Below are 25,560 nucleotides of genomic sequence, written 5' to 3' on the forward strand. Positions count from 1 at the left end.
CTGCTCGCGAAGGCGGTGGCCCTGTCACCGCAAATTTCCAGCAAAATACCGCGTTCCGTTTCCCAGGCATTCGCTATATATTCCGCTATATAGCGAACCCATCCCCACGGAACCCTGCCCATGCGCTCGAACCCTTTCGCCCGGCTGCTGCTGGCTACCTGCTTTTGTGTCAGTGCCGCCCAAGCCGACGAGGTGCAGGTAGCCGTCGCTGCCAACTTCACTGCGCCGATACAGGCCATCGCCGCCGATTTCGAAAAAGACACCGGCCACAAGCTGATAGCCGCCTATGGCGCGACCGGGCAGTTTTACACGCAGATCCAGAATGGTGCGCCCTTCGAAGTCTTCCTCGCCGCCGACGACACCACCCCGGCCAGGCTCGAAAGCGAAGGCGCTACCGTCAAAGGCTCGCGCTTCACCTACGCCATCGGCACGTTGGCGCTGTGGTCGGCCAAGGACAACTACGTCGACAACCAGGGCCAGGTCCTGCGCGACAATGCATTCACGCACCTGTCCATCGCCAACCCCAAAACCGCGCCGTATGGCCTGGCCGCGACCCAGGTCCTGGAAAAACTCGGGCTGTCCGCGCCGGTCAAGAACAAGCTCGTCGAAGGCCAGAACATCACCCAGGCCTATCAGTTCGTCTCCACCGGCAACGCCGAACTGGGCTTCGTCGCCCTGTCCCAGGTGTACAAGGACGGCAAGCTGGCAAGCGGTTCGGCATGGATCGTCCCGGCCGAGCTGCATGATCCGATCAAACAGGACGCGGTGATTCTCGCTAAAGGCCGGGACAACCCTGCCGCCCTGGCCTTGATGGAATACCTCAAGGGCCCGCAAGCCGCCGTCATCATCCAGTCCTTCGGTTATCAACGCTGATGCCGCTGACCGGCGCCGATTACGCGGCCATCTGGTTGACGCTGAAACTGGCGTCGCTGACCACGGTGATCCTGCTGCTCATCGGCACACCCATCGCCCTGTGGCTGTCGCGCACCCGATCCTGGCTGCGCGGGCCGGTGGGCGCGGTGGTGGCCCTGCCGCTGGTGTTGCCGCCCACCGTGATCGGCTTTTATCTGTTGCTGGCATTAGGTCCGAACGGCTGGATCGGCCAGTTCACCCAGGCTCTCGGCCTGGGCACCCTCACCTTCAGCTTTACCGGGTTGGTAATCGGCTCGGTAATCTATTCCATGCCGTTTGTTGTCCAGCCCTTGCAGAACGCGTTTTCCGCCATCGGCAATCGTCCACTGGAAGTCGCCGCCACGCTGCGAGCGGGTCCATGGGACACTTTTTTCCACGTTATCTTGCCCTTGGCCCGACCCGGTTTCATCACCGCGGCGATTCTCGGTTTCGCCCACACGGTCGGTGAATTCGGCGTGGTGCTGATGATCGGCGGCAACATTCCAGAGAAGACCCGGGTGGTGTCGGTGCAGATCTACGACCATGTCGAAGCCCTCGAATATGCCCAGGCCCATTGGCTGGCGGCGGCGATGCTGGGATTTTCCTTCCTGGTGCTGCTGGCGCTGTACTCCAGCCGCCGAACCCGTGCCGGCTGGAGCTGAGCAATGATCCAGGCAAGATTTCAACTCGACCACGGCGACTTTTTCCTCGACCTGGACGTGCAATTGCCTGGCCGTGGGGTGACGGCGCTGTACGGCGAATCCGGCTCCGGCAAGACCACTTGCCTGCGCTGCATCGCCGGCCTGGAGCGACCCTCACAGGGCTTCATCGAGGTCAATGGCGAGGTCTGGCAAGACAGTGAGCGCGGCGTATTCATGCCACCTCACCAGCGCGCGCTGGGCTATGTTTTCCAGGAGGCGAGCCTGTTTGACCACCTGTCGGTACGCGACAACCTGGCGTTCGGCCTCAAGCGCGTAGCACCGGCGCAACGGCGCGTGGACATGAACCACGCGACGGAACTGCTCGGCATCGGTCACCTCCTCGACAGGCAACCCCATAACCTCTCCGGCGGCGAACGCCAGCGCGTCGGCATTGCCCGCGCCTTGCTGACCAGCCCGCGACTGCTGCTGATGGACGAGCCACTGGCGGCCCTCGATACGCGGCGCAAAAACGAAATCCTGCCTTACCTGCAACGACTCCACGATGAACTGGACATCCCGGTGCTGTACGTCAGCCATTCCCAGGACGAAGTCGCGCGCCTGGCTGATCACATCGTGCTGCTCGATGCCGGGCGCGCCCTGGCCAGCGGGCCGATCGCCGAAACCCTGGCGCGGCTCGACCTGCCATTGGCCCAGGGCGATGACGCGGGCGTGGTGATCCAGGGCAAAGTCAGCGCCCATGACCCGCAATACCAGCTACTCACCCTGACCCTGCCCGACAGCCAGCTCCAGGTGCGTGTCGCCCATCAGCCGATGGCTGTCGGCCGGCCGTTGCGCTTCAAGGTACAGGCGCGGGATGTCAGCCTGAGCCTGGCGAACGATGCACAGACCAGCATTCTCAATCGCCTGCCGGTGACGGTCGTCAGCGAACTGGCGGGCGACAACGCGGCTCATGTACTGATCCGGCTGGAGGCCGCTGGCACGCCGTTGCTGGCGCGGATTACCCGGTATTCCCGGGATCAGTTGAAGCTGCATCCGGGGCAGATGTTGTGGGCGCAGATCAAGGCGGTGGCGGTGTTGGCGTAGCACTATCAACACAACCCCTGTGGGAGCGAGCTTGCTCGCGATGGGGCCGGTACATCCAACATTCCCGTGTCAGACAAACCGCTATCGCGAGCAAGCTCGCTCCCACAGGGGACTGGACTGTGCCGACGTAAGAAACTCGGCACGACCGCAACGGGCGGCGGTCAATCAATTCACAGGCCATTCGAATTCATCGCCAAGGAACAAACATGCCCGACACCCTGCCGCCCGATGCACTCCCGGCTGATCTGCACTACGTCGACGACACCGCCCCGGGCATCACCCGCCGCAAACTGCGGGGCAAGTTCTGTTACTTCGACCCGTCGGGCCAGCGCATTACCGATCCCGCCGAAATCCAGCGGATCAACGCCCTGGCCGTTCCGCCGGCCTACACCGATGTGTGGATCTGCACCGACCCGCGCGGCCACCTCCAGGCCACCGGACGCGACGCCCGAGGGCGCAAGCAATACCGCTACCATGCGCGCTGGCGCGAAGTGCGCGATGCGGACAAGTACTCACGCATGCTCGAATTCGGCCGCACCCTGCCGCGACTGCGCAAACGCCTCGAGGAAATCCTCGCCACGCCCGGTTTCAGCCGCGATAAAGTCCTGGCAACGGTCATCACTTTGCTCGACGTCACGCTGATCCGCGTCGGCAATAGCCAATACGCCCGGGACAACCGTTCCTACGGCCTGACCACGCTGCGCAACAAGCATGTCGCGGTCAACGGCAGCGCCATCGCTTTCCAGTTCCGTGGCAAGAGCGGCGTTGAACACCAGATCACCGTGAAGGACCGACGCCTGGCGCGGATCATCAAGCGTTGCCAGGAAATTCCCGGGCAGAACCTGTTCCAGTACCTGGACGAACACGGCGAGCGCCACGCCGTCACGTCTTCGGACATCAACGCCTACCTCAAGACACTCACCGGCGCCGACTTCACGGCCAAGGACTACCGCACCTGGGCAGGCAGCGCGGCGGCGCTGGACGGACTGCGCACATTGCAGTGGGAAACCGAGACCGAAGCCAAGCGACACGTTGCCGAAATGGTCAGGCAGGTTGCCCGGCAGTTGGGCAATACGCCCGCCGTCTGTCGCAAATGCTACATCCACCCCGCCGTGCTGGAAGGCTTCATGGGCGGCATCCTGAGCGAACTGCCCAAGCCTCGCGTACGCAAAGGACTCAGTGCGCAAGAAGCCGCGCTGACGATGTTCCTGCAGCGCATGGCCCAAGCCGTCGAAGCCTGCTAAGCGAAGCGACCGCTGTTAGCAGGACCTGAACAAGCGCGTGACGGAAGTGGAACATCCGACAGCCGGCGGACTCCCAACTGTACAGAGCCGCTGATCCGCAGACTCGTCAACGCGTGAAGTCGAGAGGAGTTTCAGATGTCCGAACACATCGTCCATTTCCATTGCCAGATCGACCAGGGAACCACCGAGCGCTTCCGGGACAATTGCCTGGAAGCCATTGAAAAAGGCGCCGACTCGCTGATGCTCAACCTCTCTACTGTCGGCGGCAGCACCAATTTCGGTTTCACCCTCTATACCTTTATCAAATCCCTTCCGGTGCCCGTGCGCGCGGTGAATGCCGGCAACATCGAGTCGATGGGCATCGTCATGTACCTGGCCGCCAGCGACCGCACCACCACCCCACATTCACGCTTCCTGATACACCCGATGAATTGGTATTTCGGCCAGAAATCGGTGGATCACTCGCGCTTGCGTGAATACCTCTCGAGCCTGGACAACGACGTGGCGCGGTACGTGGAAATCTACGTCAAGGAAACCGCCGGCGCCGCCACGCAACTGGATATCTTCAAATGCCTGTGCGCCGAGGAGCGAGTGATACCGGCGGAAAATTCGCTGGCTTTCGGCATCGCACACCGGGTGGAACAAGTGGTGTTTGCGCCCGAGGCGAAACACTGGAAAGTCAGCGGCGGCGAGGACTGAATACTTCTTTGATGATGAATAAATACAATTTGCCGCCGCTTGCCTTATTAATCAAATCGATGCTGTACAAGTTCAAGCGAGACGGCTGTATAAGTTACCCAGGCGTCAATTCTTTAGTTGATACCGTTCGTCGCCAGCGAAACGTTTTTTTTAAACTTCCATCCGCAGATTTCTTTCACAGTACTGCGAGGCACGTTTTACTCGCTTAACCAAAATGAGGATTCTCGAAATGGCTAATAGCGGAAACAAAAACCCAGGTAACTTCGCAAACGACCGAGAGAAAGCATCCGAAGCCGGCAAGAAAGGCGGACATGCTTCCGGCGGAAACTTTGCCAACGACCGGGAAAAAGCCTCTGAAGCCGGTAAGAAAGGTGGCGAACGCAGCCATGGCGGCGGCAGAAAATCGTAACCCGGAAAAACCGTTGGGGCGTAGCGTTGCTGCGCCCTGGCGCTTAAACCTGTCGAGGTCATGCATGAGCCAGGACCGATTCATTGTCAGTTTCATTGCCGACGGCCAGCCCGATAATCGGGTGCTGGCGGCTGACACCGAGACCCTGAGCACCGAAGAAGCCGAGGCACTCTTGAGAGTGACCTTCACCGAATTGAATAGCGTCAGGATCAGTGACGTTCAAGTTCAGAAAAGAACCAAGCCAAACGAAACGGAACATGATGTTCCGGGGCACTTCAAACAGCCGTAATCAATTTATCCCTGCCCCCCGTGGCGAGGGAGCTTGCTCCCGCTGGGCTGCACAGCAGCCCTGATAATTATCCAATTAAACACAGTATCCAAGTTGATTGCCTTGGGGCTGCTGCGCAACCCAGCGGGAGCAAGCTCCCTCGCCACAAAAGCATATTCGGTAAATTCGCGTTTAATGAGCATGCCCCGTCGGGTCCTTGATCTGCCACACCTGCCCCTTCTGCCAGGCATCCGCACCGGGATCGATTGTCGGCGCTTCGATTGCCGCGCGGGCGCGTTTTTTCTCTTCGCTGGAGATGCCCATCCGGCTGTCGCGCTCACGCACCAACTGCGGGTCGATCTGGCCGTCGGCGGTAAAGCCCATCATCAGTTGCGGAACACCGTAAGGCAGCGCGTTGCCCTGTTCGGTGTGCCAGGTGTGCCAGGTCTTGCCGTAGGTACTGACGAGGTTTTTCATCAAGCGGGTTTCCGCCACCTCGGGAATCCCTGGCGCGACCAGTTGCCCGGACTTCACCTCATGCACATGGCTGTGCCACAACTGTTTTTCGCTGGCCGGCAAGCCTTCGAACAAGCGCTTGCTGATGATGTACTCCACGCCCATGAGCTTGGCGTTGGTGGTGTTGGCATCAAAGATGGCGCACTGGAACACTTCTTCGTTCAGTGCCGTGCAGTAGTGATGCGCTTCCATTTGCCCGGACATCCGCCCGTTATAGAAATGGAAGCCATCCAGGTAGGTATCCAGCGCTTGCAACGGGGGTTTGTTCTGCATGAGCCCCGCCCCGGCTTCCAGCGTCGCGGTGGTCGGGCTCTTCGCGGCTCCTGGCGCGTCCACCGGCGAATGGCTGTTATCGCCCGCGCAGCCTGCCAACCCCACCGTTGCCACGCAAAGCATGGCCCAGGTTCCTTGAGTGATTTTTCCAGGCATCTCGACTCTCCCTTTCATGACTGTTCATGAGAAAGGCGCCCGATCGCCAGGGTTTGATTTTTCACCTGAGCAACCGACGAGCGGCCGCTAATCGCGGGCCTTATAGGCCTGTTTCACGGTATCGATCCAGGCCGGGTCAAGGCGCGACTGCTCGGGGTCCAGACCGCGCGCCTGCATGTTCTGCAGATGTTCATCGGCCTCGCGACTCAACGAGGCCTGGTCGCTGGAGTTGGCATCCAGCAGGTGCATCTGGGCCAGGCCCAAATGATAGAAGCGCAGCAGCTTCATCGCCGTCGGGTCCTGGGCCTGCACCCCAGCCTTCACCTGGTGCATCACGTTGGTAACGCTCATCAGGCTGCGCTTGAGCTGCCAGCCGTACACCGCCGCGGCCATCCACGGCTGTTGCCAGAAATACCCGCGCATGAGCGCGGCCATCAGCAGCACGGCGGCGAAAACCCCGCCCACGTTGAAGCGAAAATTATCGCCCCCGGGTGTGCCGAACAGCATTACCGCCAGGCTCGATAGCAGCATCGCCAAGGCCAGGAATACCAAGGCGAGGATGAGCGTGCTGCGGCGGGTCTGCTGCCGGTAGGTCACGGCGTCCCACGGTTTGATCTCTAACATCGCGTCGCATTTTCCTTGTGTGGCGTGAAAAGACTCGCGCATTATCGCCTCCCCGGTCGATTTGGCTATGCTGGGGCTCATTTGTGTTGCACCGACCCGAAGGACCCGGATCAAAGTCCATGGCGATACCGCAAGGATCGTGCGATCTTCCTGCGTGGACGTTTTTTCAAAGATGCCGCCGTCGTGCGCGCGGCATCGTTTTCAAGGAAAGCTGAATGACTCAAAGACATGTAATCAACGCCTCGGTAAGCCCCAAGGGCAGCCTGGAGACCTTGTCCCAGCGCGAAGTCCAGCAACTGAGCGAAGCCGGTTCCGGCAGCATCTACGATCTTTTCCGCCAGTGCGCCCTGGCTATTCTCAACACCGGCGCCCATGTCGACAATGCCAAGACCATCCTCGAAGCCTACAAGGATTTCGAGATACGCATTCACCAGCAGGACCGGGGCGTGCGCCTGGAGCTGCTGAACGCGCCGGCCGATGCATTCGTCGACGGCGAGATGATCGCCAGCACCCGGGAAATGCTCTTCAGCGCCCTGCGCGACATCGTCTACACCGAGAACGAACTGGACAGCCAGCGCATCGACCTGAGCTCATCCCAGGGCATCAGTGACTACGTGTTCCACCTGCTGCGCAACGCCCGCACCCTGCGTCCCGGCGTGGAACCGAAAATCGTCGTGTGCTGGGGTGGTCATTCGATCAACACCGAAGAATACAAATACACCAAGAAAGTCGGCCATGAACTCGGCTTGCGCAGCCTGGACATCTGCACCGGCTGCGGCCCCGGCGTGATGAAAGGCCCGATGAAAGGCGCGACCATTGCCCACGCCAAGCAGCGTATCCATGGCGGGCGTTACCTGGGCCTGACGGAGCCGGGCATCATCGCCGCCGAGGCGCCGAACCCGATCGTCAACGAGCTGGTAATCCTGCCGGACATCGAGAAGCGCCTGGAAGCCTTCGTGCGCGTCGGCCACGGCATCATCATCTTCCCGGGCGGCGCCGGTACGGCGGAAGAGTTCCTCTACCTGCTGGGCATCCTCATGCACCCGGCCAACCAGGACCTGCCCTTCCCGGTCGTGCTCACCGGACCGAAAAGCGCCGCGCCGTACCTGGACCAGTTGCACGCGTTTGTCGGCGCGACCTTGGGCGAAGCCGCGCAGAAGCACTACCAGATCATCATCGACGATCCGGCTGAAGTGGCGCGGCAGATGACCCAAGGCCTGAAAGAAGTGAAGCAGTTCCGCCGCGAGCGCAACGACGCGTTCCACTTCAACTGGCTGCTGAAGATCGACGAAGGTTTCCAGCGCCCGTTCGACCCGACCCACGCCAACATGGCCAGCCTCGGCCTGAGCCGCGACCTGCCGCCCCACGAACTGGCCGCCAACCTGCGCCGGGCGTTCTCCGGAATCGTCGCCGGTAACGTCAAGGACAAGGGCATCCGCCTGATCGAGGAACACGGCCCGTACGAGATCCACGGCGACTCCGCCATCATGGAACCGCTTGATCGCCTGCTGCAGGCCTTCGTCGCCCAGCACCGGATGAAACTGCCGGGCGGCGCGGCGTATGTGCCGTGCTATCGCGTGGTGACCTGATTCGCAGGAACCCCATAAGAAATGTGGGAGCGAGCCTGCTCGCGAAGGCGTCGGGTCAGCCAGATCACTGCTGGCTGAACCACCGCTTTCGCGAGCAGGCTCGCTCCCACAGGGTTCAGCGGTGGCTTGAGAGGCGCATCAACCCGCCATTCACCGCGACACTCAGCCCACGGTAATCCTCGATCTGCGAGTGCAACGTCACTACCGGATGCGTGTGCGTGGCCGTCACCACCATCACGTCCGCCCCCGCCGCCTCGCCGGCCTTGATACCGGCTTCGGCATCCTCGAACACCAGGCATTCCTGCGGTTTCACTTGCAAGCGCTGCGCCGCGAGTAGATAGCAATCGGGGTTTGGCTTGCCGGCGTTTACGTCTTCGGCAGTCACCATCACCGCCGGGCGCACAATCCCGGCTGCTTCCATGCGGCGCAAAGCCAAGGCCATTGGCGCCGAGGTGACGATCGCCCATTGCGTCGGCGGCAGGCTTTTGAGAAACGCCAGCGCACCGGGCACCTCGACCACTCCCTCCACGTCCTCGATTTCTTCGACGGTGAGCTGCGCGGCCTCCACCTGGGCGTCCACGCCCGGCAGGTTCTGGCGGTCGACGGTGTCGACAGCCCGCACTCCATGGATGGTCGGCAGGAATGTCGCCACGTCCAGGCCATGGCGCATGGCCCAGCGCGTCCAGATCCGCTCGGTGGCAGCGACAGAATTGAGCAGCGTGCCGTCCATGTCGAAGAGGAAGGCGCGGTAGGCGATGGAGGGGAGTTTTACAGGCATTGAGATCCTCGTGGGTGACAAGACGGGGCAATGGGCACTGTAACACTCGCCTATCTACCAACCGCCGGTTTCATGTGGGAGCGAGCCTGCTCGCGAATACGTCGGGCCAGTCACATCAGTGCTGGCTGAACCACCGCTTTCGCGAGCAGGCTCGCTCCCACAGGGGTTCGGTGGTGGGCCGGCTATACCAACCGCTCGATCCGCTGATGCTGCCAGACCCGTTTGTAATACACCGCCTGCAAAATCAGCATGCTCAGGTAAGCCACCGGAAACGCCATCCACACCCCTTGCAGGCCGAAGTGCGCGTCCAGCAGGTAGGCCGCCGGCACTTGCACGCCGATGATGCAGAAGATCGAGATGGCCACCGGCACCAGCACCGTGCCGCTGGCGCGCATGATGCCGCCGATGATGGCCTGGAAGCCGAACACCAGCAGGCTCCAGAGCATGATGTGCAACAGGTGTTCGGCCTGGACCCGCGCCGCCGGGTCGGTGATGAACAGCCCCAGCAGCCAGTGGGACAACAGATACCCCAGCAGCACCAGGCCACCGGTCAGCCAGACGTTGATCAACAGCCCGGTACGCAGGATCGGCCCGAGGCGTTCCAGGTGTCCGGCGCCAATGGCCTGGGCGCCGAGGATCGAGGCGGTGATGGCGATCGACAGCGCCGGAAATTGCACGTAATTGACTATCTGCGTCACCGCCCCGTAGGCAGCCGTAGCCTGGGAGCCGTGGTGATTGACCAACGCCAGGACGACCAGCTCCGATAACGAAATCACCACCATCTGCAACCCCGTCGGCAAGCCGATGCGCAGCACCTTGGCGAGGATATCCCGGTCCAGGCGCATCGCGGCGAACAGCGCGCGGTCCGGCGCCAAGGCATGCGCCCGCCGGTTGAGGCGCCACGCCAGCATGGCCATGGCCGATGCGGTGCCCACCAATCCCGCCCACGCCGCGCTCTGGATACCCATCTGTGGCAATCCCAGCCAGCCACGGATCAGCACCGGCGTCAGCAGCATCCCGACGCTGGTGGATACCAGCAACGCCAGCAGCGGCGAGACGGTATCACTCACACCGCGCAGCAGCTGGGTGAAGAGCACGAACACCAGTAGCATCGGCAGGATCCACATCATCACCCGCGCGTAAGAAATGGCATCTTCGAGCACATCGTCGGGCGTGCCGAGCCCTTGCAGGGCCTCGCGAGCAAAGACGCTGCCCAACACCGCGGCCACCAGCCCGATGATCGCCCCCAACAGCAACGTCGAGCCGGCGATCGCCTTCACCGTTCCGGTCTCGCCGGCGCCATAGGCCTGCCCGATCAACACGCCCGCCCCCGCGCCCAGACCAATCACCAGGGCGATGAAGAAAAACACGATGGGAAACATCCCCGACACCGCCGCCAAAGCCTGGGTACCGAGCATCTGGCCGATGTAGATGCTGTTGAGCGTACCGGACATCGACTGGAGGAAATTGGACAGGACCATGGGGGCCAGGAACAGCAGGTAGGTTTTCCAGAGTGGCTGGGCAGGCATGGGGGCTCGATGGCAGGTTCGAAATCAATGCCGGGTAATTTAGCTCAATCCTCTCGTTCTGTTGCAGAGATGTCGCCTTTGTGGCGAGGGAGCTTGCTCCCGCTGGACTGCGCAGCAGGCCCAAAATCCATAAGGCTGATTACTTCTGGCGAAACCCGATAAAAACGGGGCCGTTGCTCGGCCCAGCGGGAGCAAGCTCCCTCGCCACGGGTTATCCGCAGGTCAGGCCTCCTCGACAATTCATGGATTTCGCCTATTCTTAGATAGCAATGTGCCATTATTTTTATCGAAACCGGACGACTGGTCCTCAAGACCGCGTCGGCTTTGCAGATAACCAGTTATTAGCAAATATCCTGTCAGCAACACTGTTCAAGGACCGAACCATGACGTCGTATTCCCACGACCACTCCCCCGCCAAAACCCAACCACGCATTCTCTGGCACGCCTTGATCGTGGCCATCGCCGCAAGCGTTGGCGTGCTGGCACTTAACGGTGCAAGCACACAGAACATCGGTTTGAGCATCGTGCTGGTGGTTCTTGGCGTGGCCGTCGGCATCTTGGGCGCGCGTTCACAACGTCTTCAACTCGACGAGGCGACGGCCGCGGCCATCACCCGCCACGAGTTGCAAGCCGCCGGTCATGTTTCCCATAAAGCCACCGCGCAGCTCAACGAAGTGATCCTCGGCGCGATGCCGATCTGGGCCAAGCAAGTCGAAAGCTCACGCCAGCAGACTGAAACCGCAATCGTCTCGCTGACCACCCGCTTCACCGGCATCTCTTCGCGCCTCGAAGAGACCGTGCAAGCCTCGCAACAGGCCGCCGGCGAGTTGGCGGGCAGCGGCGGTGGCGGTGCCGTCCAGGTACTGGCGCAGAGCGAAGGCGAACTGGTCAAGGTCATCGACTCGCTGAAAACCACCCAGGCCAGCCGTGATGAAACCCTGACCCAGGTCCGCAGCCTGACCGCCTACACCGGCGAACTGCGGACCATGGCCGCCGATGTCGCGGCGATTGCCGCCCAGACCAACCTGCTGGCCCTGAACGCCGCCATCGAGGCCGCCCGGGCGGGCGAAGCCGGGCGCGGTTTTGCGGTAGTGGCCGATGCGGTGCGTGCACTGTCGAGCAAATCCAGCGAGACCGGCCAGCAGATGTCGGCCAAGGTCGACGTCATCAATACCGCCATCACCCAACTGGTCCAGGCCGCCTCCAGCGGCGCCGACCAGGACAGCCAGTCCGTGGCCGTGTCCGAAGGCAGCATTCAGCGCGTGCTGGAACGCTTCAAAAGCGTCACCGAGCGTCTCGCCGATTCGGCCGACATGCTGCAACGGGAAAGCTTCGGCATTCGCGACGAGCTCACCGAAGTGTTGGTCAATCTCCAATTCCAGGATCGGGTCAGCCAGATCCTCAGCCACGTGCGCGACAACATGGAGGACCTCCATGTGCACATACAGCAGGCCAACCAGTCGCCCGATCAGGCTATCTCCATCGACGCCCGCCAATGGCTGGCGCGCATGGAAACCACCTACGCCACCGACGAGCAACGCCGCAATCATCATGGCGACTCGGCCGCGCAACAGACTTCACAGGAAATAACCTTCTTTTAGGAGAGCCGTTCATGGCTAAAAGTGTATTGGTTGTCGACGACTCCGCGAGCGTTCGGCAGGTAGTCGGCATCGCGTTGAAAAGTGCCGGCTACGACGTGATCGAAGCCAGCGATGGCAAGGACGCACTGGGCAAGCTCACCGGGCAGAAAGTGCACCTGATCATCAGCGACGTGAACATGCCGAACATGGACGGCATCACCTTCGTCAAGGAGGTCAAGAAGCTCGCCAGCTACAAGTTCACGCCGATCATCATGCTCACCACCGAATCCCAGGAATCGAAGAAGCAGGAAGGCCAGGCCGCAGGCGCCAAGGCCTGGGTGGTCAAGCCGTTCCAACCGGCGCAGATGCTGGCGGCGGTATCCAAGCTGATTCTTCCTTGATGGCCGGAGGCTTCGATGCCGCTGCTGTACGAAACAGAAGATGACACCGCGCAGGTGCAGATCGACGGCGAGCTGACGATCTACACCGCCGCCGACCTGGCCGCACAATTGCTGCCACGGCTGGGGGCCACGCCGAACATGGCACTGGACCTGTCGCAGATCACCGAGATGGACGGCGCCGGCCTGCAACTGCTGCTGATGATTCAGCGCGAGGCACCCAAGGCCGGCACCCAACTGACGGTGACCGGCCAGAGCAAAGCCGTTACGGAGACACTCGCCCTGTGCAACCTCGTTGCCTAGAGGCCCCGCGACACGTCGGACACGACAAGGATATGAGCGTGAGCATCAATCTCGATCAGGCACAACAAACGTTTATCGTCGAGGCACGAGAGCAGTTGCAGGCGATGGAAGAATCGCTGCTGCAACTGGAAAACGACCCCGCCGACGATGACGCCATCGGCGCAATTTTCCGCGCGGCGCACACCATCAAGGGCTCGGCCGGGCTGTTCGGCCTGGAGCCGATCGTCAGCTTCACCCACATCGTCGAAGACGTGCTCGACCGCTTGCGTGAAGGCAGCGTGGCGGTGGACCCGGGCCTGATCGCGGTGCTGCTCAAGTCCGGCGATCACATGCTTGAACTGATCGACGTGGTCGCCAACCAGGGCTCGACGTTGCAGCCCCCTGCCCTGGCTCGGGAAATGGAATTGTGCCAGATCCTCCAGGAATACCAGGCGCCCCCGACCGCGCCCGAAACCACTACTGCAGAGGCAACTGAAACGAGCGAATCAAGCGACGCGCGCCTCTGGCACATCAGCCTGCGCTTTGGCCAGGAAGTGTTCCGCAATGGCATGGACCCGCTGTCGTTCCTGCGCTATCTGCAGACCCTCGGTGAGGTCGTCGAGATCACCACGCTGACCGAGGCGATGCCGGCTATCGAAGCCTGGGATGCCGAATCCTGCTACCTGGGTTTTGATATCGGGTTTCGCTCCGCCGCCGGTCATGCCGCGATCAACGAAGTCTTCGATTTTGTTCGCGAAGATTGCGTCATCGACATCGTTGCCGTGCCAGAGGCGGAGGCAGAGCCCCAGGCGAGCACCGATCTGGTCACCACCGCCCAGACAGCCAGCGAAGAAAGCACCGCCATGGTCACCACCGGCGAGCTGCTGCCAGACCAGCGCAAGACCCCGCGCATGCCGGCCCAGGTCGCGCCCGACAAACAGGCCGTGACCAGCGACAGCAAGAGCAGGGACGGCACGTACGTCCGGGTCAATGCCGACAAACTCGACGAACTGATCAACCTGGTCGGCGAACTGGTGATCGCCAGTGCCGGCGCCAGCCTGCTGGCCCGCACGTGCCAGAACGACCCGTTGCAGGAGGCCACCTCATCGGTGTCCGGGCTGGTGGAAGAGATTCTCGACGGCGCCCTGCGCCTGCGGATGATCCCGATCGGCGAAACCTTCAACCGTTTTCGCCGGGTGGTGCGCGACGTCAGCCAGGAACTGGGCAAGGACATCGACCTGATCATCAGCGGCGCGGAAACCGAGCTGGACAAGACCGTCGTGGAAAAGATCGGCGACCCGCTCATGCACCTGCTGCGCAACGCCATGGACCATGGCATCGAAACCGCCGAGGCGCGGATGGCCGCCAGCAAACCGGCCAAGGGTCACCTGCACCTCAACGCCTACCACGACTCGGGCAGCATCGTGCTGGAAATCGCCGACGATGGCGCCGGCCTCAACCGCGACCGCATCCTGGAAAAAGCCCACGAGCGCGGCCTGATCGCCGCCGGCGCGAACCTGAGCGACCAGGAAATCAACAACCTGATTTTCGAACCCGGCTTCTCCACCGCCCAGGCCGTCACCAACCTGTCCGGGCGCGGTGTGGGCATGGACGTGGTCAAGCGCAACATCACCCTGCTGCGCGGCACCGTCGACCTCGACAGCCAACCGGGCAAGGGCACCGTGGTGCGCATCCGCCTACCGCTGACGCTGGCGATCATCAATGGCTTCCTCGTCGGCATCGGCCAGTCCACCTATGTGATTCCGCTGGACATGGTCCAGGAATGCATCGAACTGAGCGAAGACGATGGCGTCGCCAGTCGCGAACAAGGCTACCTCGACCTGCGCGGCGAAGTGCTGCCGCTGGTGTACCTGCGCGATCATTTCCATCACGAAGGCCCGGCCTCGCGCCGGCAGAACGTGGTGGTGGTGCGCTACGCCGAACTCAAGGCCGGGCTGGTGGTGGATGACCTGCTGGGTGAATTCCAGACCGTGATCAAACCCTTGGGCAAGCTGTTCGGCGCACTGCGCGGCATCAGCGGCTCGACCATTCTGGGCAGCGGTGCGGTGGCGTTGATTCTCGACGTACCTGCCCTGCTCACCCAGATCGCACAAACAGAAAACCGCTACAACCCGACCCCATTACAACAAGCCAACGCTCGCTGACGCTTCAACACTCCATGGAGAGGTATTCCCCAATGAAATGGTTCTACGACCTTAGAATCGCCACCAAACTGATCACCTCGTTCCTCGTGGTGTTGGCGCTGACCGCCGTCATGGGCGTGTTTTCGATCCACCAGCTGGGCCAGGTGAACGGCACCACCACCGAGATTCGCGAGAACTGGATGCCGTCCATGCGCGCCGCCTCGGGCATGCGCTTCTACGCAGCGAGCTTTCGCCTCAAGGAAAACCGTCATATTTCCGCCGACTCCGAGCAAGAACGCGTAACGCTGGAGCAGGAAGCCGACGAAGCGAAAAAGGCCTTCGAAACCCGTCTCGGCACCTATGAAAAACTGCTCTCCACCGCCGAAGACCGTCAACTGTTCGAAACCACCCGCAACGACTGGGCCGCTTACCTGGTGGTCAGCAAGGATCTGTTCGCGCTGTCCCGGCAGAACCAGACCGAGCAAGCCATGGCGCTGCTCAAAGGCGAGTCCAAACGCCAGTTCGACCTGGTGACAAGCGACCTGCAAAAACTCGTGGAACTGAACGACGTCGGTGCCGGCGCCGCCAGCGAACACGGCACCCAGCTGTATGAGAATGCACGCCTGTCGATCATCGCCGTGCTGGCTGCCGCCTTGCTGGTGGGCCTGGGCCTGGCGCTGTTCATTTCGCGGATCATTTCCCGTCCGCTGAAGCAGGCCGCCGCCGTCGCCGAACAACTGGCCGAAGGTAACCTGAACGCGAAAATCGAAACCGGCTCCAAGGACGAAACCGGCATGGTGCTCAATGCCATGCAGAATATGGTTGGCAAGCTCTCGCACATCATCGGTGAAGTGCGCAACGCGGCGGACAACCTCGCCAGCGCCTCCGAAGAAGTCAGCGCCACCGCGCAATCGATGAGCCAGGCCACCAGCGAACAGGCGGCCAGCGTCGAGGAAACCAGCGCCTCCATCGAGCAGATGAGCGCCAGCATCAACCAGAACACCGAGAACGCCAAGGTTACCGACGGCATGGCCAGCAAGGCCGCCAAGGAAGCCACCGACGGCGGCGAATCGGTGCAGCAGACCGTGGTGGCGATGAAAAAAATCGCCCAGCGCATCAGCATCATCGACGACATCGCCTACCAGACCAACCTGCTGGCGCTCAACGCCGCCATCGAAGCGGCCCGCGCCGGCGAACACGGCAAAGGCTTCGCGGTGGTCGCCGCCGAAGTGCGCAAACTGGCTGAGCGCAGCCAGGTTGCCGCCCAAGAAATCGGCGAGCTGTCGTCCAGCAGCGTCGACATGGCGGAGAAGGCCGGGAACCTGCTCAACGAAATGGTCCCGTCCATCAACAAGACTTCGGACCTGGTGCAGGAAATCAGCGCCGCGTCCGAAGAACAGGCCGCCGGCGTGGCGCAGATCAACACCGCCATGACCCAGCTCAACCAGGTGACCCAGCAGAACGCCTCCAGCAGCGAAGAACTGGCCGCCACCGCCGAAGAGATGAGCAGCCAGGCCGAACAGCTGCAACAGGCCATGAGCTTCTTCACTCTGGACACGCCAGCCAAGTCCGCCATGCAGAGCGCCAGGGTCGATAACACCCCAGGTCCGTCCAGCCGCAAACCGGCACGGGCACCGGCACCGGTGATGCCCAAGGCATTTGCCTACAACATGGCCAGCGCGCCGGACGAATCGGAATTCACCCGGTTCTGATGGCCCGGTTCCACAGGCTTGCCTAAAGGAGAAAAAGCTATGGGCGCCATCGCGACCACACGTCAGACCGTCAGCGCGGTCGAGGAAGAAGCGCAGTACCTGACGTTCATGCTCGGCACGGAGATGTTCGCCATCGGCATCCTGTGCATCAAGGAAATCATCGAGTACGGCAACCTCACCGTCGTGCCAATGATGCCGGCCTTCGTGCGCGGGGTGATCAACCTGCGCGGCGCGGTCGTGCCGGTGGTGGACTTGTCGGCTCGTTTCGGCCGACCGAATTCCGCCATCAGCCGGCGCAGTTGCGTGGTCATCATCGAGGCCGCCAGCGCCGACGGGCAAGCCCAGGACATCGGCCTGCTGGTGGACACGGTGTCGGCGGTGCTGGAGATCCCGGCCTCGCAGATCGAGCCGCCGCCGAGTTTCGGCGCGAAGATCCGCGCCGACTTCATCAGCGGCATGGCCAAGGTTGATGGCAAGTTTGTCATCGTGTTGGAGGTCGACCGGGTGCTGTCCATCGACGAGATGTCCGAACTCGCCCAGGCCAGCCCCGCTGCGTTGGAAGCGCCAGCCTCATGAGCACAGACACTTGCAAGGAACGCACAGTGAATTCAATGGCCCTCACCGATCGGGAGTTCAGCCAGTTTCAAACCTGGCTGTACCAGGCCGCCGGCATCAACCTGTCGCCAGCCAAGAAAGCCCTGGTGGCCGGGCGGCTGTTCAAGCGCCTCAAGCACTATGAGCTGGACAGTTATGGCGAATATTTCAAGCTGATCATGAGCGGCCAGCGCAGCGACGAATTGCAGGTGGCGCTGGACCTGCTCACGACCAACGAAACCTATTTTTTTCGCGAGCCCAAGCACTTCGACTTTCTTCGCGACCATGTGCTGCCCCACGCGACGCCGGGCAAGACCTTCCGCCTGTGGAGCGCGGCCAGTTCCTCCGGCGAGGAGCCCTACAGCCTCGCCATGACCCTGGCCGAAAGCCTGGGCACCACGCCTTGGGAAGTCATCGGTTCGGACATCAGCACCCAGGTGCTGGCCAAGGCCCGTTCCGGCCACTACCCAATGGAGCGCGCGCGCAACCTGCCCCACCCGTTGCTGGTGAAATATTGCCTTAAGGGCACCGGCAGCCAGCAAGGCACGATGCTCATCGATCGGGCGCTGCGCAACCGCGTCAACTTCATCCAGGTCAACCTCAACGACACCCTGCCGGAGCTGGGGGAGTTCGATGTGATTTTCCTGCGCAACGTGATGATCTATTTCGACCAACCCACCAAAAGCAAAGTGGTCGCCCGGCTGATCCCCCGGCTCAAATCCGGCGGTTATTTCATCGTCAGCCATTCGGAGAGCCTCAATGGTGTGTCCGATGCGCTGAAGTTGGTCGCCCCTTCGATTTATCGCAAGCCATGAGCGCCGCGATAAAGCAGGTAGCGGAGGTCTACCTCGGGCCGGGAGAGTTTCGCTTTGCGACCTGCCCGACCCGGCTGCGGACGATCCTCGGCTCGTGCGTGGCGATCACGCTCTGGCATCCGCAGCGCAAGATCGGCGGCATGTGCCATTTCATGTTGCCCAGCCGGGTACGTTGCTCCACCGCGTTGAACGGGATGTACGCCGATGAAGCCATCGAGCTGTTCGTCCGTCAGGCCCGGGCCCATCACACCGAGCCCGAGGAATACCAGCTCAAGCTGTTCGGCGGCGGCGAGATGTTTCCCGAACTGCAACGCCATGTGGCATTCGGCGACGTGGCGCGGTCCAACGTCAACGCGGCGCTGGAGATGGCCGCGCTCTATCGCCTGGACCTGATCGCCCAGGACATGGGCAGCACCGGCCACCGGAGCATCATTTTTGACCTTTGCACGGGTGACGTCTGGGTCAGGCACCAACCGATAAGGACCCTGCACTAACCATGTCAGGCAAAAAAATAAACGTATTGCTGGTGGATGATTCCGCCGTGGTCCGCCAGGTATTGTTGGCGATCCTGAGTGACACGCCGGACATCAACGTCATCGGTGCGGCTTCCGACCCGATCTTTGCCATGGACAAACTGGCGAAGGAATGGCCCGACGTGATCGTGATGGACGTGGAAATGCCGCGCATGGACGGCATCACTTTCCTGAAAAAAATCATGAGCGAACGGCCTACCCCGGTGGTGATCTGCTCGTCGCTGACGCCCAAAGGCGCGGAAACCACCTTGCAAGCCATGGCCGCCGGTGCGGTGGAAATCATCACCAAGCCCACCAGCGGCTTGAAGAACTTCCTTTTGGAATCGGCACCGGAACTGGTGTCCGCCATCCGCGCCGCCGCCCAGGTCAACGTCCGCAACCTGGGCAAGCGCCCGGCTCCCGCGGCGCCGCTGGCCCCAGCAACCAAACTCACCGCCGACGCCATGCTGCCCGCCGCCAATGGCCACGCCATGGCCCAGACCACCGAACGCATCGTTGCCATGGGCACCTCGACCGGCGGCACCCAGGCGCTGGAAGCGGTGCTTACCGCCCTGCCACGGGTGTGTCCGGGCATCGTCATCGTCCAGCACATGCCGGAAAAATTCACCGCATCCTTCGCCGCGCGGCTCAACAGCCTCTGCCAGATCGAAGTGCGCGAAGCGAAAAACAACGACCGCATCCACCCGGGCCTGGCCCTCATCGCCCCCGGCGGCAAACACATGATGGTGACCCGCAGCGGCGCGTTCTATCACGTGCAGGTAGTGGACGGCCCGCTGGTCAATCGCCACCGCCCGTCGGTGGATGTGCTGTTCCGCTCGGTGGCGAAGTTCGCCGGCCGCAACGCTACCGGCATCATCATGACCGGCATGGGCGACGACGGCGCCCGCGGCCTCAAGGAAATGCTCGACGCCGGCAGCGCCACCGTGGCCCAGGACGAGGCCAGCTGCGTGGTGTTCGGCATGCCCAAGGAAGCCATCAAACTCAACGCCGCGCAGCGGGTGATGCCGTTGCAGGAGATTGCGCAGGTGATATTGCATCGCTGAACAACGCCTGCCCCGTGGCGAGGGAGCTTGCTCCCGCTGGGCTGCGCAGCGGCCCCAAATACTCGGAGGCGCCGTTGCAGATCGAGTTGCCAGGTTCAGGGCCGCTGCGCGCCCCAGCGGGAGCAAGCTCCCTCGCCACAAGAAAAGCTGTTTAAACAGGCGAGATCGTCGCCAGCACACCAATCAGCAACGTCAACGCCAGAAAACCACCCAGAAAAATCGCCATCTTCGCCATGAGCATTCTCCCAATAGAGTCATTGCGGCACGGCCGAATTGTGGAGCGGTAACTGATACCGTTACAGACGCACCTGCGACCAAAAAATGCGGATCAGCGCATAAAGCCAGAAACCCGCCAAGCCAGAACTGCAGAAAGTACCCATGATCCCGGCTATCATGCCGCACGCTCATTTGCCCGGCGTGCTGCTAGCCACCCTAAAGGATTCAGGTATGCCCCTTCTGCCGTCACGCGCCACCCTCTTAGTCTCAGGTCTTCTGATCAGCTCTCTGTGCCTGGCCGAGGGCGAGCCGGCGGAAAGCGTCATCAAGGACTCGACCAAATCCGCGGTCTCGTCGTTCATCACCGCAGGCAAGAACCTGTTGGGTGGTGTGAGTGAAGGCGTGCTCGACGGGCGCGAGTCGGTCCAGGGCACCGATGGCGCCGCGATCATCTCCTCCGGCGAGCAAATGAAAGACCGCATCACTATCGAAGTGCTGAAGCTTGAGCCAAGCGAAGAAAACGTCACCATCACCCTCGGCTTCAAGAACAGCACCGACACCCAACTGCGCCTGATCAACCTCGGACAAACCGGCACCCTGCTGGCCATCGACCAGGCCGGCTACGCCAACCGCCTCACCGGTCTGGACAACCCCGACGAAGTCACCGTCCCACCGAAGATCGCCGTACGACAGAAATTCGTTTTCGAAGGCATGAACGAGGCGATCAGTGCCGTACGGGTCTGGGGGGCGGATTATTCGGTCAAGAAGTAGAGACATCCGCGATCAAGCAACCCAACAATCATCGCGTATCCAGGCAAGGGATTCATTGATAAACCCCTTGCTCGATACGGCGCAGGTATCCTTTACCGTTTGAAAGCCCAGCGGCTTGTCGATCAACTCCAAGGGCACATGACCGTCCAGGTACCTGCAGGGTTTCTTCAACCAGTCTTGAGCCAACGACTGGCTGCCGAACACCTCAGTCGCATGATCCAAAGTGCGGGCATACTGAAGCTTGACATCCTGACTTCCCAGCATCGATTTATCCTCACGATATGAAGTTCTTCACACAGCGTTGTGCTAGCCCATGCTAGGCGCGGCACTTCCGAAGGCCAACCCTAAAAAGTCGTCAGAGATTTCGTTCATTCACTCCATGAGCGTCCATCTTCTGTAGGAAACACACCAAGCCCGTGGCGAGGGAGCTTGCTCCCGCTGGGCTGCGCAGCGGCCCCCCCTTTCTGAACCAACCCCCGGCGCGTCTGTCGACTCCAAACTCTCGAACCAGGAGCACGACGATGCCCGACAAACCCAATACACCCCCCCAAAGCCTGCTAAACGGCTCATGGCTGAACGAACCGAAAATCCACTCCGCGCTCACAACAAACTCCCTGCACCTGGAAACCGACAACGCTACCGACTTCTGGCGAGAAACCCACTACGGCTTCACCCACGACAGCGGCCATTTCCTCGGCGTCGAAGCCCCATCCAGCTTCACCTGCCAACTACGCATCCAAGGCACGTTCGAAGCCCTGTACGACCAGGCCGGCCTGATGGTCCGCATCAACGAACGCCAATGGGTCAAGGCCGGGATCGAACTGAGCGACGGCCAGGCGATGCTCGGCAGCGTACTCACCGACGGACAATCCGACTGGGCGACCAGCCCGTACACCGCCGATCCCGGCGATTTCTGGATGCGCGCCACGGTCGCCAACGGCGTACTGCGCTTGCAGGTTTCCGCCGATGGACTTCGTTGGCCGCTGGTGCGCTTATGCCCGTTTCCCATCGCACCGACCTACCGCGTCGGCCCGATGGCGTGCAGCCCCAAGCGCGGCGGCTTGAAAGTCGCTTTTTCCGACTGGACGCTCGGGCCTGCGCTGGGCAAGGACTTGCATGATCTGACCTGAGCGCGGCCCCTGTTGCAGCGCTCTGTATCCGCGACACACAGCAATACAAACACACCGCCGCACGACACATCCCAGATACACGACAAGCGCCAAATGGCCCCGTCCGAACAGGCAGTCGCGCCTTGCTTCGACCCGACGTGCCCAGCACCGGGCAAGCAACGTGACGCCGCCACGGCACACGCCCCGCGCAACGTTGCCAGGGGCCACACAGCTCTTATCTGGAGAAATCTCATGACCCGTACAAAAAACTCGAACACTGCTCGCCTCGCCTTTGCCGCACTTGCCCTGTCCGGCGGCTTGAGCCTCGCCCAGTCGGCTTTCGCGGTCGACGCCCTGCCCCAGGGTTATCAACTGGCCTCGGCGGAAAAAACCTCCGAAGGCAAGTGCGGCGAAGGCAAATGCGGCGCCGCCGAATCGGGCAAAAAAGTCACTCAGGCCGAAGGCAAATGCGGTGAAGGCAAATGTGGCGACGCGTCCTTCGCCCGCACTGACACCGACAAAGATGATCGCGTGTCGCTGAAGGAATTTCTCAGCGTGGCGCCGACCGAAAAAGCCGAGTTCGAAAAGATGGACAGCAACCACGACGGCTACCTGTCCGAAGCGGAAACCTACAAATACCGCACCGGCCAATACACCGCCAACGGCAAGAAAGTGCCCACCGAGCTGTTCACCCGCATGAGCCAAGCCAAGGAATAAAGCCCTTTGCCCGCGCCCTCCCGGCGGTTCACACCGGGAGGGTCTGGCCATCCCTGGAGAATTGCGATGAGCACCTTCACTTCACCCAACGGCGCCGGGCTCGGCCTGCGTCGCGCCATGCTTGGCGACTTGCTGAAAATGGCCCCGAACGCGGTGGATTTCCTCGAATGCGCCCCGGACAACTGGATCGGCGTCGGCGGTGTCTACGCCGAACAACTCGATCAACTGGCCGCAAGACACCCCATCACCTGCCACGGCCTGTCCCTGTCCCTCGGCGGCCCACAACCTCTCGACCTCGACCTGCTGCGGGGCACACGCCGCTTTCTCGATCGCTACGGCGTGGCGATCTACAGCGAGCACCTGAGCTATTGCTCCGCCAGCGGCCACCTCTACGACCTATTGCCGATCCCCTTTACCGAAGAAGCCGTGCACCACGTTGCCGCGCGCATACGCCAGACCCAGGACCTACTGGGCCAGCGCATCGCCGTGGAAAACATCTCCTACTACGCCGCGCCCTTCCAGGCCATGAGCGAGATCGACTTCGTCACCGCAGTCCTCGAAGAAGCCGACTGCGACCTGCTGCTGGACGTCAACAACCTCTACGTCAACGCCATCAACCACCGCTACGACGCCCAGAAATTCCTCGCCGCCCTGCCCGCGCAACGCGTCAGCTACCTACACGTGGCCGGCCATTACGACGAAGCCGACGACCTGAAAATCGACACCCACGGCGCGGCCGTCAAGCAAGATGTCTGGACGCTTCTGTACCAGACCTACCAACGATTCGGACCGGTGCCGACATTGCTGGAACGCGACTTCAACTTCCCGCCGTTGACCGAACTGCTCGCCGAGGTAGGGCAGATCAAACAGCTGCAAGAACTCGCCTGCCCAGCAACCCCGGAGGCCCGCCATGCCTGAACAACTGCTCGACCAACTCAACTGCATGGCAAACTTCGTCCGCAACCCCCACCACCCGCCCCCATCCGGGCTGGAAGCCCGCCGCCTGGCCATCTACCGCCAACTGTTCATCGGCAACATCGAATCACTGCTCGCCGCCAGCTTCCCGGTCATCCACCAAACCCTGCCGCGCGCCGACTGGCAACGACTGGTCCACGACTTCTACGCCAACTACCGCTGCCAGACGCCACTGTTCACACAGCTTGCCGGTGAGTTTGTCGCCTACCTGGAACAACACGAGGATGCGCACGATTTCGCCCCATGGTTGCCCGAACTCGCCCAACACGAATGGAGCGAAAGCGCCCTGCTGCTGAGCGATGCGGTGGAGCCGTCGCACAATCCCCACGGTGATCTGATCGAAGGCACCCCCGTGGTCTCCCGACTCGCGCAGGCACATGCCTATGAATGGCCGGTGTGCGACATCGGGCCGGATCATCAGCCCACCGAAAAGCCTGCGGCCCCGACCTTGGTGCTGCTCCAGCGGCGCGATGCGCAAGTGACGTTTTTGCGACTGGCGCCGATGGCTTATGCGTTGTTGGTTTCGCTGGTGGAGCACCGGCGCAGTGGGCACGAGCATCTGGTGGCGTTGGCTGAGGTGGCTGGAGTGTCGGTGCGGGAGTTGATGCCGATGGGGGTGGCGGCGCTTGAGGGATTCAAGGCGCGGGGGATTGTGTTGGGGACGCGTTGGGGGTGAGTTGTGATAATTCCTACGCGAGTCTCGGAAATGGTCACCTATCCGGCAAAGGTGCTTCAACCTATAGTCAATCGCGTCGCCCCAAATGGCGATCAGGTTTGGCGACCTGGATAATCGGATTGCAAAAGTACTGCGTTTTTGACGAAGGCTTTGGCACACTTGCACGGCTGCCCGTTATGGCAGTTGTGCGTGGGAGACCCTAGGGGTCTGCCGGTAATCCGATCCCGGTTCGCCAACCTGCGTACAACTGCCACCCAATTGTTTGGCGACGATTGAGTGGCTAACCCCCATCTGATCGGAGTTTCAAACATGGAAAGGTACGTTCCCATCACCGGCATAGACTGCACCCCTGCTTCTCTTCTCATTGATACACAGGCCCCGCTTGATGTTTTGCACGCGACAGCTGATTACCGTATTCGGGTCGTGACACAGGTTCTGGAAAATATTGCGTTTCGTGCCGAGATTGGTAGCGATACGGTGGTGCTAACGGATTTTGCGCAGCTGCTGGCGATTCCGTTAAGGGATGGGTGTGATTTGTTGGAGGTAATTGGGCGGCGGCTTCAGGAGGCGGTTGAGGGTTGATGGGAGAACGGGCGTTGGTGACGCCCGTTTTTTTGCCTCCGAAGGGCGCTTGTATGCACTTGCCTGGACGTTCTCTGCGCTTAGCGCCGTGGGCATTTTGGAGAGTACTGAACGGCAGCAATCGGCCAATAGCGGCCTGTGTTAAGGGCTGCAATCGACCCAAAGCGCCCCTTCGCAACTGACAGTTCTTGGCCGTTTCCGCCCGTCGCGAGAGGCAGAAAACGTTCCCAGCAGACTCAACTCCGGATGGCAGTGACTAGTTGTAGCGTGCGGCAAACGCTCGACTAGATATGGAAATTGAATTTCCGTCGGGATCTTTGGCATTGGCGAAGGTATAGCCGTCGGCCTTGTGTGTGGCTCCAAACTTCAGTCCCTGCATCAGGCATTTTTCCTTAAAGCCATCGACATCCTCGATGTCAAAGACAAGTTTGACGGTGACTTGGCCTGTCTTGACGCTTTTTGCCGCTAGGTGGGCCATTAGAATCGCACCGCCGTTCGCAGACCTCAATTCAACGACCCGGTCATCAGCATCACGCGTGCTGACAAAGCCGAAATGGTGCTGATAAAAATCGCAAGTCTCCTGAACATTTCTGACGTACAGCATTATCCGGTTGAGTGATGGTTGCATGGTTCTTCCCTGAAAATTGTTGATAGACGGCGCTGAGAGCCCGGCTCATTTTCAACACTGTGAG

29 protein-coding genes are annotated in these 25,560 nt (G+C 61.5%); 23 read left to right on the forward strand and 6 right to left on the reverse strand.

All coding sequences use genetic code 11. The features are described 5' to 3' along the window. Window positions 1-120 precede the first annotated feature (120 nt). The 7 genes from modA to J3P89_RS17045 all read left to right on the forward strand — a co-directional run bounded on the left by modA (window position 121) and on the right by J3P89_RS17045 (window position 5,277). The gene (gene modA / locus J3P89_RS17015) at window positions 121-873 is read left to right on the forward strand and encodes a molybdate ABC transporter substrate-binding protein (RefSeq protein ID WP_434694999.1); all 753 of its coding nucleotides are present in this window, start codon (window positions 121-123) and stop codon (window positions 871-873) included. Continuing rightward, the gene (gene modB, locus J3P89_RS17020; protein WP_434624487.1) at window positions 873-1,553 is read left to right on the forward strand and encodes a molybdate ABC transporter permease subunit; all 681 of its coding nucleotides are present in this window, start codon (window positions 873-875) and stop codon (window positions 1,551-1,553) included. The genes modA and modB overlap by 1 nt, the downstream gene beginning before the upstream one ends. Before the next feature lie 3 nt (window positions 1,554-1,556). Beyond that, window positions 1,557-2,636 (forward strand): molybdenum ABC transporter ATP-binding protein, encoded by a 1,080-nt coding sequence (gene modC, locus J3P89_RS17025; protein ID WP_434695000.1) that lies wholly within the window; start codon window positions 1,557-1,559, stop codon window positions 2,634-2,636. 206 nt (window positions 2,637-2,842) lie between these two features. Continuing rightward, complete coding sequence (locus tag J3P89_RS17030; RefSeq protein ID WP_434695001.1) at window positions 2,843-3,880, forward strand: DNA topoisomerase IB; 1,038 nt, start codon at window positions 2,843-2,845, stop codon at window positions 3,878-3,880. A 135-nt stretch (window positions 3,881-4,015) separates the two neighbouring features. Then, the gene (locus tag J3P89_RS17035; protein WP_039592957.1) at window positions 4,016-4,579 is read left to right on the forward strand and encodes an ATP-dependent Clp protease proteolytic subunit; all 564 of its coding nucleotides are present in this window, start codon (window positions 4,016-4,018) and stop codon (window positions 4,577-4,579) included. A gap of 229 nt (window positions 4,580-4,808) precedes the next feature. Continuing rightward, window positions 4,809-4,988, forward strand: coding sequence for a general stress protein (locus J3P89_RS17040; protein ID WP_186614672.1), 180 nt, complete (start codon window positions 4,809-4,811; stop codon window positions 4,986-4,988). Continuing rightward, entirely contained in the window at window positions 4,966-5,277 is a 312-nt protein-coding gene (locus J3P89_RS17045; RefSeq protein ID WP_434695002.1) for a hypothetical protein, read from the forward strand. The genes J3P89_RS17040 and J3P89_RS17045 overlap by 23 nt, the downstream gene beginning before the upstream one ends. A gap of 171 nt (window positions 5,278-5,448) precedes the next feature. Here the strand turns inward: J3P89_RS17045 and J3P89_RS17050 are convergent, their stop codons facing one another. Together J3P89_RS17050 and J3P89_RS17055 are read right to left on the reverse strand one after the other, a co-directional pair. Further along, window positions 5,449-6,201 carry an OBAP family protein gene (locus J3P89_RS17050; RefSeq protein ID WP_434695003.1) on the reverse strand — a complete coding sequence of 251 codons (753 nt, stop codon included), beginning with the start codon at window positions 6,199-6,201 and terminating at the stop codon, window positions 5,449-5,451. An 87-nt stretch (window positions 6,202-6,288) separates the two neighbouring features. Continuing rightward, the gene (locus J3P89_RS17055; protein WP_434695004.1) at window positions 6,289-6,825 is read right to left on the reverse strand and encodes a DUF3087 family protein; all 537 of its coding nucleotides are present in this window, start codon (window positions 6,823-6,825) and stop codon (window positions 6,289-6,291) included. 215 nt (window positions 6,826-7,040) lie between these two features. Here J3P89_RS17055 and ppnN point away from each other — a divergent pair, with 215 nt between their 5' ends. Further along, complete coding sequence (gene ppnN, locus J3P89_RS17060; RefSeq protein WP_305495382.1) at window positions 7,041-8,414, forward strand: nucleotide 5'-monophosphate nucleosidase PpnN; 1,374 nt, start codon at window positions 7,041-7,043, stop codon at window positions 8,412-8,414. Between the two features lie 115 nt (window positions 8,415-8,529). On the opposite strand, the gene J3P89_RS17065 is transcribed toward ppnN, so the two are convergent. Next, window positions 8,530-9,192 (reverse strand): HAD family hydrolase, encoded by a 663-nt coding sequence (locus J3P89_RS17065; RefSeq protein WP_434695005.1) that lies wholly within the window; start codon window positions 9,190-9,192, stop codon window positions 8,530-8,532. A gap of 182 nt (window positions 9,193-9,374) precedes the next feature. Then, on the reverse strand, window positions 9,375-10,721 hold the full coding sequence (locus J3P89_RS17070; protein ID WP_434568917.1) for an MATE family efflux transporter: 1,347 nt from the start codon (window positions 10,719-10,721) through the stop codon (window positions 9,375-9,377). Window positions 10,722-11,410: 689 nt separating this feature from the next. Between J3P89_RS17070 and J3P89_RS17075 the strand changes: the two genes are divergently transcribed. The 10 genes from J3P89_RS17075 (at window position 11,411) to J3P89_RS17120 (ending at window position 20,809) form a co-directional block, all read left to right on the forward strand. Further along, entirely contained in the window at window positions 11,411-12,322 is a 912-nt protein-coding gene (locus tag J3P89_RS17075; RefSeq protein WP_434658238.1) for a methyl-accepting chemotaxis protein, read from the forward strand. Between the two features lie 11 nt (window positions 12,323-12,333). After that, window positions 12,334-12,702: a response regulator gene (locus J3P89_RS17080; RefSeq protein WP_042730627.1), complete on the forward strand. Its 369-nt coding sequence runs from the start codon at window positions 12,334-12,336 to the stop codon at window positions 12,700-12,702. A 15-nt stretch (window positions 12,703-12,717) separates the two neighbouring features. After that, window positions 12,718-13,002: an STAS domain-containing protein gene (locus J3P89_RS17085; RefSeq protein ID WP_305495393.1), complete on the forward strand. Its 285-nt coding sequence runs from the start codon at window positions 12,718-12,720 to the stop codon at window positions 13,000-13,002. Between the two features lie 38 nt (window positions 13,003-13,040). Continuing rightward, on the forward strand, window positions 13,041-15,146 hold the full coding sequence (locus J3P89_RS17090) for a chemotaxis protein CheA (RefSeq protein WP_434695006.1): 2,106 nt from the start codon (window positions 13,041-13,043) through the stop codon (window positions 15,144-15,146). Between the two features lie 32 nt (window positions 15,147-15,178). Next, window positions 15,179-16,837, forward strand: a complete 1,659-nt coding sequence (locus J3P89_RS17095; RefSeq protein WP_434695008.1) for a methyl-accepting chemotaxis protein — start codon at window positions 15,179-15,181, stop codon at window positions 16,835-16,837. A 39-nt stretch (window positions 16,838-16,876) separates the two neighbouring features. Continuing rightward, window positions 16,877-17,413, forward strand: a complete 537-nt coding sequence (locus J3P89_RS17100; protein ID WP_305495396.1) for a chemotaxis protein CheW — start codon at window positions 16,877-16,879, stop codon at window positions 17,411-17,413. Then, window positions 17,410-18,246: a CheR family methyltransferase gene (locus tag J3P89_RS17105; RefSeq protein ID WP_434695009.1), complete on the forward strand. Its 837-nt coding sequence runs from the start codon at window positions 17,410-17,412 to the stop codon at window positions 18,244-18,246. The genes J3P89_RS17100 and J3P89_RS17105 overlap by 4 nt, the downstream gene beginning before the upstream one ends. Beyond that, window positions 18,243-18,740 carry a chemoreceptor glutamine deamidase CheD gene (gene cheD, locus J3P89_RS17110; protein ID WP_434568922.1) on the forward strand — a complete coding sequence of 166 codons (498 nt, stop codon included), beginning with the start codon at window positions 18,243-18,245 and terminating at the stop codon, window positions 18,738-18,740. Before J3P89_RS17105 ends, cheD begins: the two co-directional genes overlap by 4 nt. A gap of 2 nt (window positions 18,741-18,742) precedes the next feature. Beyond that, window positions 18,743-19,822, forward strand: coding sequence for a protein-glutamate methylesterase/protein-glutamine glutaminase (locus J3P89_RS17115; RefSeq protein ID WP_434695011.1), 1,080 nt, complete (start codon window positions 18,743-18,745; stop codon window positions 19,820-19,822). A 447-nt stretch (window positions 19,823-20,269) separates the two neighbouring features. Next, a complete protein-coding gene (locus tag J3P89_RS17120; protein WP_434652667.1) occupies window positions 20,270-20,809 on the forward strand; it encodes a hypothetical protein in 540 nt (179 codons plus the stop codon). 12 nt (window positions 20,810-20,821) lie between these two features. Here J3P89_RS17120 and J3P89_RS17125 read toward each other — a convergent pair whose 3' ends face one another. After that, on the reverse strand, window positions 20,822-21,073 hold the full coding sequence (locus J3P89_RS17125; RefSeq protein WP_434695012.1) for an antitoxin Xre/MbcA/ParS toxin-binding domain-containing protein: 252 nt from the start codon (window positions 21,071-21,073) through the stop codon (window positions 20,822-20,824). 257 nt (window positions 21,074-21,330) lie between these two features. Here J3P89_RS17125 and J3P89_RS17130 point away from each other — a divergent pair, with 257 nt between their 5' ends. The 5 genes from J3P89_RS17130 to J3P89_RS17150 all read left to right on the forward strand — a co-directional run bounded on the left by J3P89_RS17130 (window position 21,331) and on the right by J3P89_RS17150 (window position 24,868). Continuing rightward, on the forward strand, window positions 21,331-21,939 hold the full coding sequence (locus J3P89_RS17130; RefSeq protein ID WP_434695013.1) for a DUF1349 domain-containing protein: 609 nt from the start codon (window positions 21,331-21,333) through the stop codon (window positions 21,937-21,939). A 231-nt stretch (window positions 21,940-22,170) separates the two neighbouring features. Further along, window positions 22,171-22,635, forward strand: a complete 465-nt coding sequence (locus J3P89_RS17135) for an HvfA family oxazolone/thioamide-modified RiPP metallophore (protein WP_434695014.1) — start codon at window positions 22,171-22,173, stop codon at window positions 22,633-22,635. A 66-nt stretch (window positions 22,636-22,701) separates the two neighbouring features. Beyond that, window positions 22,702-23,553 (forward strand): HvfB family MNIO-type RiPP peptide maturase, encoded by an 852-nt coding sequence (locus J3P89_RS17140; RefSeq protein WP_434695015.1) that lies wholly within the window; start codon window positions 22,702-22,704, stop codon window positions 23,551-23,553. Continuing rightward, window positions 23,546-24,286 carry an HvfC family RiPP maturation protein gene (locus J3P89_RS17145; protein WP_434695017.1) on the forward strand — a complete coding sequence of 247 codons (741 nt, stop codon included), beginning with the start codon at window positions 23,546-23,548 and terminating at the stop codon, window positions 24,284-24,286. The genes J3P89_RS17140 and J3P89_RS17145 overlap by 8 nt, the downstream gene beginning before the upstream one ends. Before the next feature lie 309 nt (window positions 24,287-24,595). Next, the gene (locus tag J3P89_RS17150; RefSeq protein ID WP_434695018.1) at window positions 24,596-24,868 is read left to right on the forward strand and encodes a hypothetical protein; all 273 of its coding nucleotides are present in this window, start codon (window positions 24,596-24,598) and stop codon (window positions 24,866-24,868) included. A gap of 256 nt (window positions 24,869-25,124) precedes the next feature. Here J3P89_RS17150 and J3P89_RS17155 read toward each other — a convergent pair whose 3' ends face one another. After that, a complete protein-coding gene (locus J3P89_RS17155; protein ID WP_186643292.1) occupies window positions 25,125-25,496 on the reverse strand; it encodes a VOC family protein in 372 nt (123 codons plus the stop codon). Window positions 25,497-25,560 lie beyond the last annotated feature (64 nt).

The organism is Pseudomonas sp. Z1-14 (genome assembly GCF_051132005.1).
Lineage (GTDB): Bacteria > Pseudomonadota > Gammaproteobacteria > Pseudomonadales > Pseudomonadaceae > Aquipseudomonas.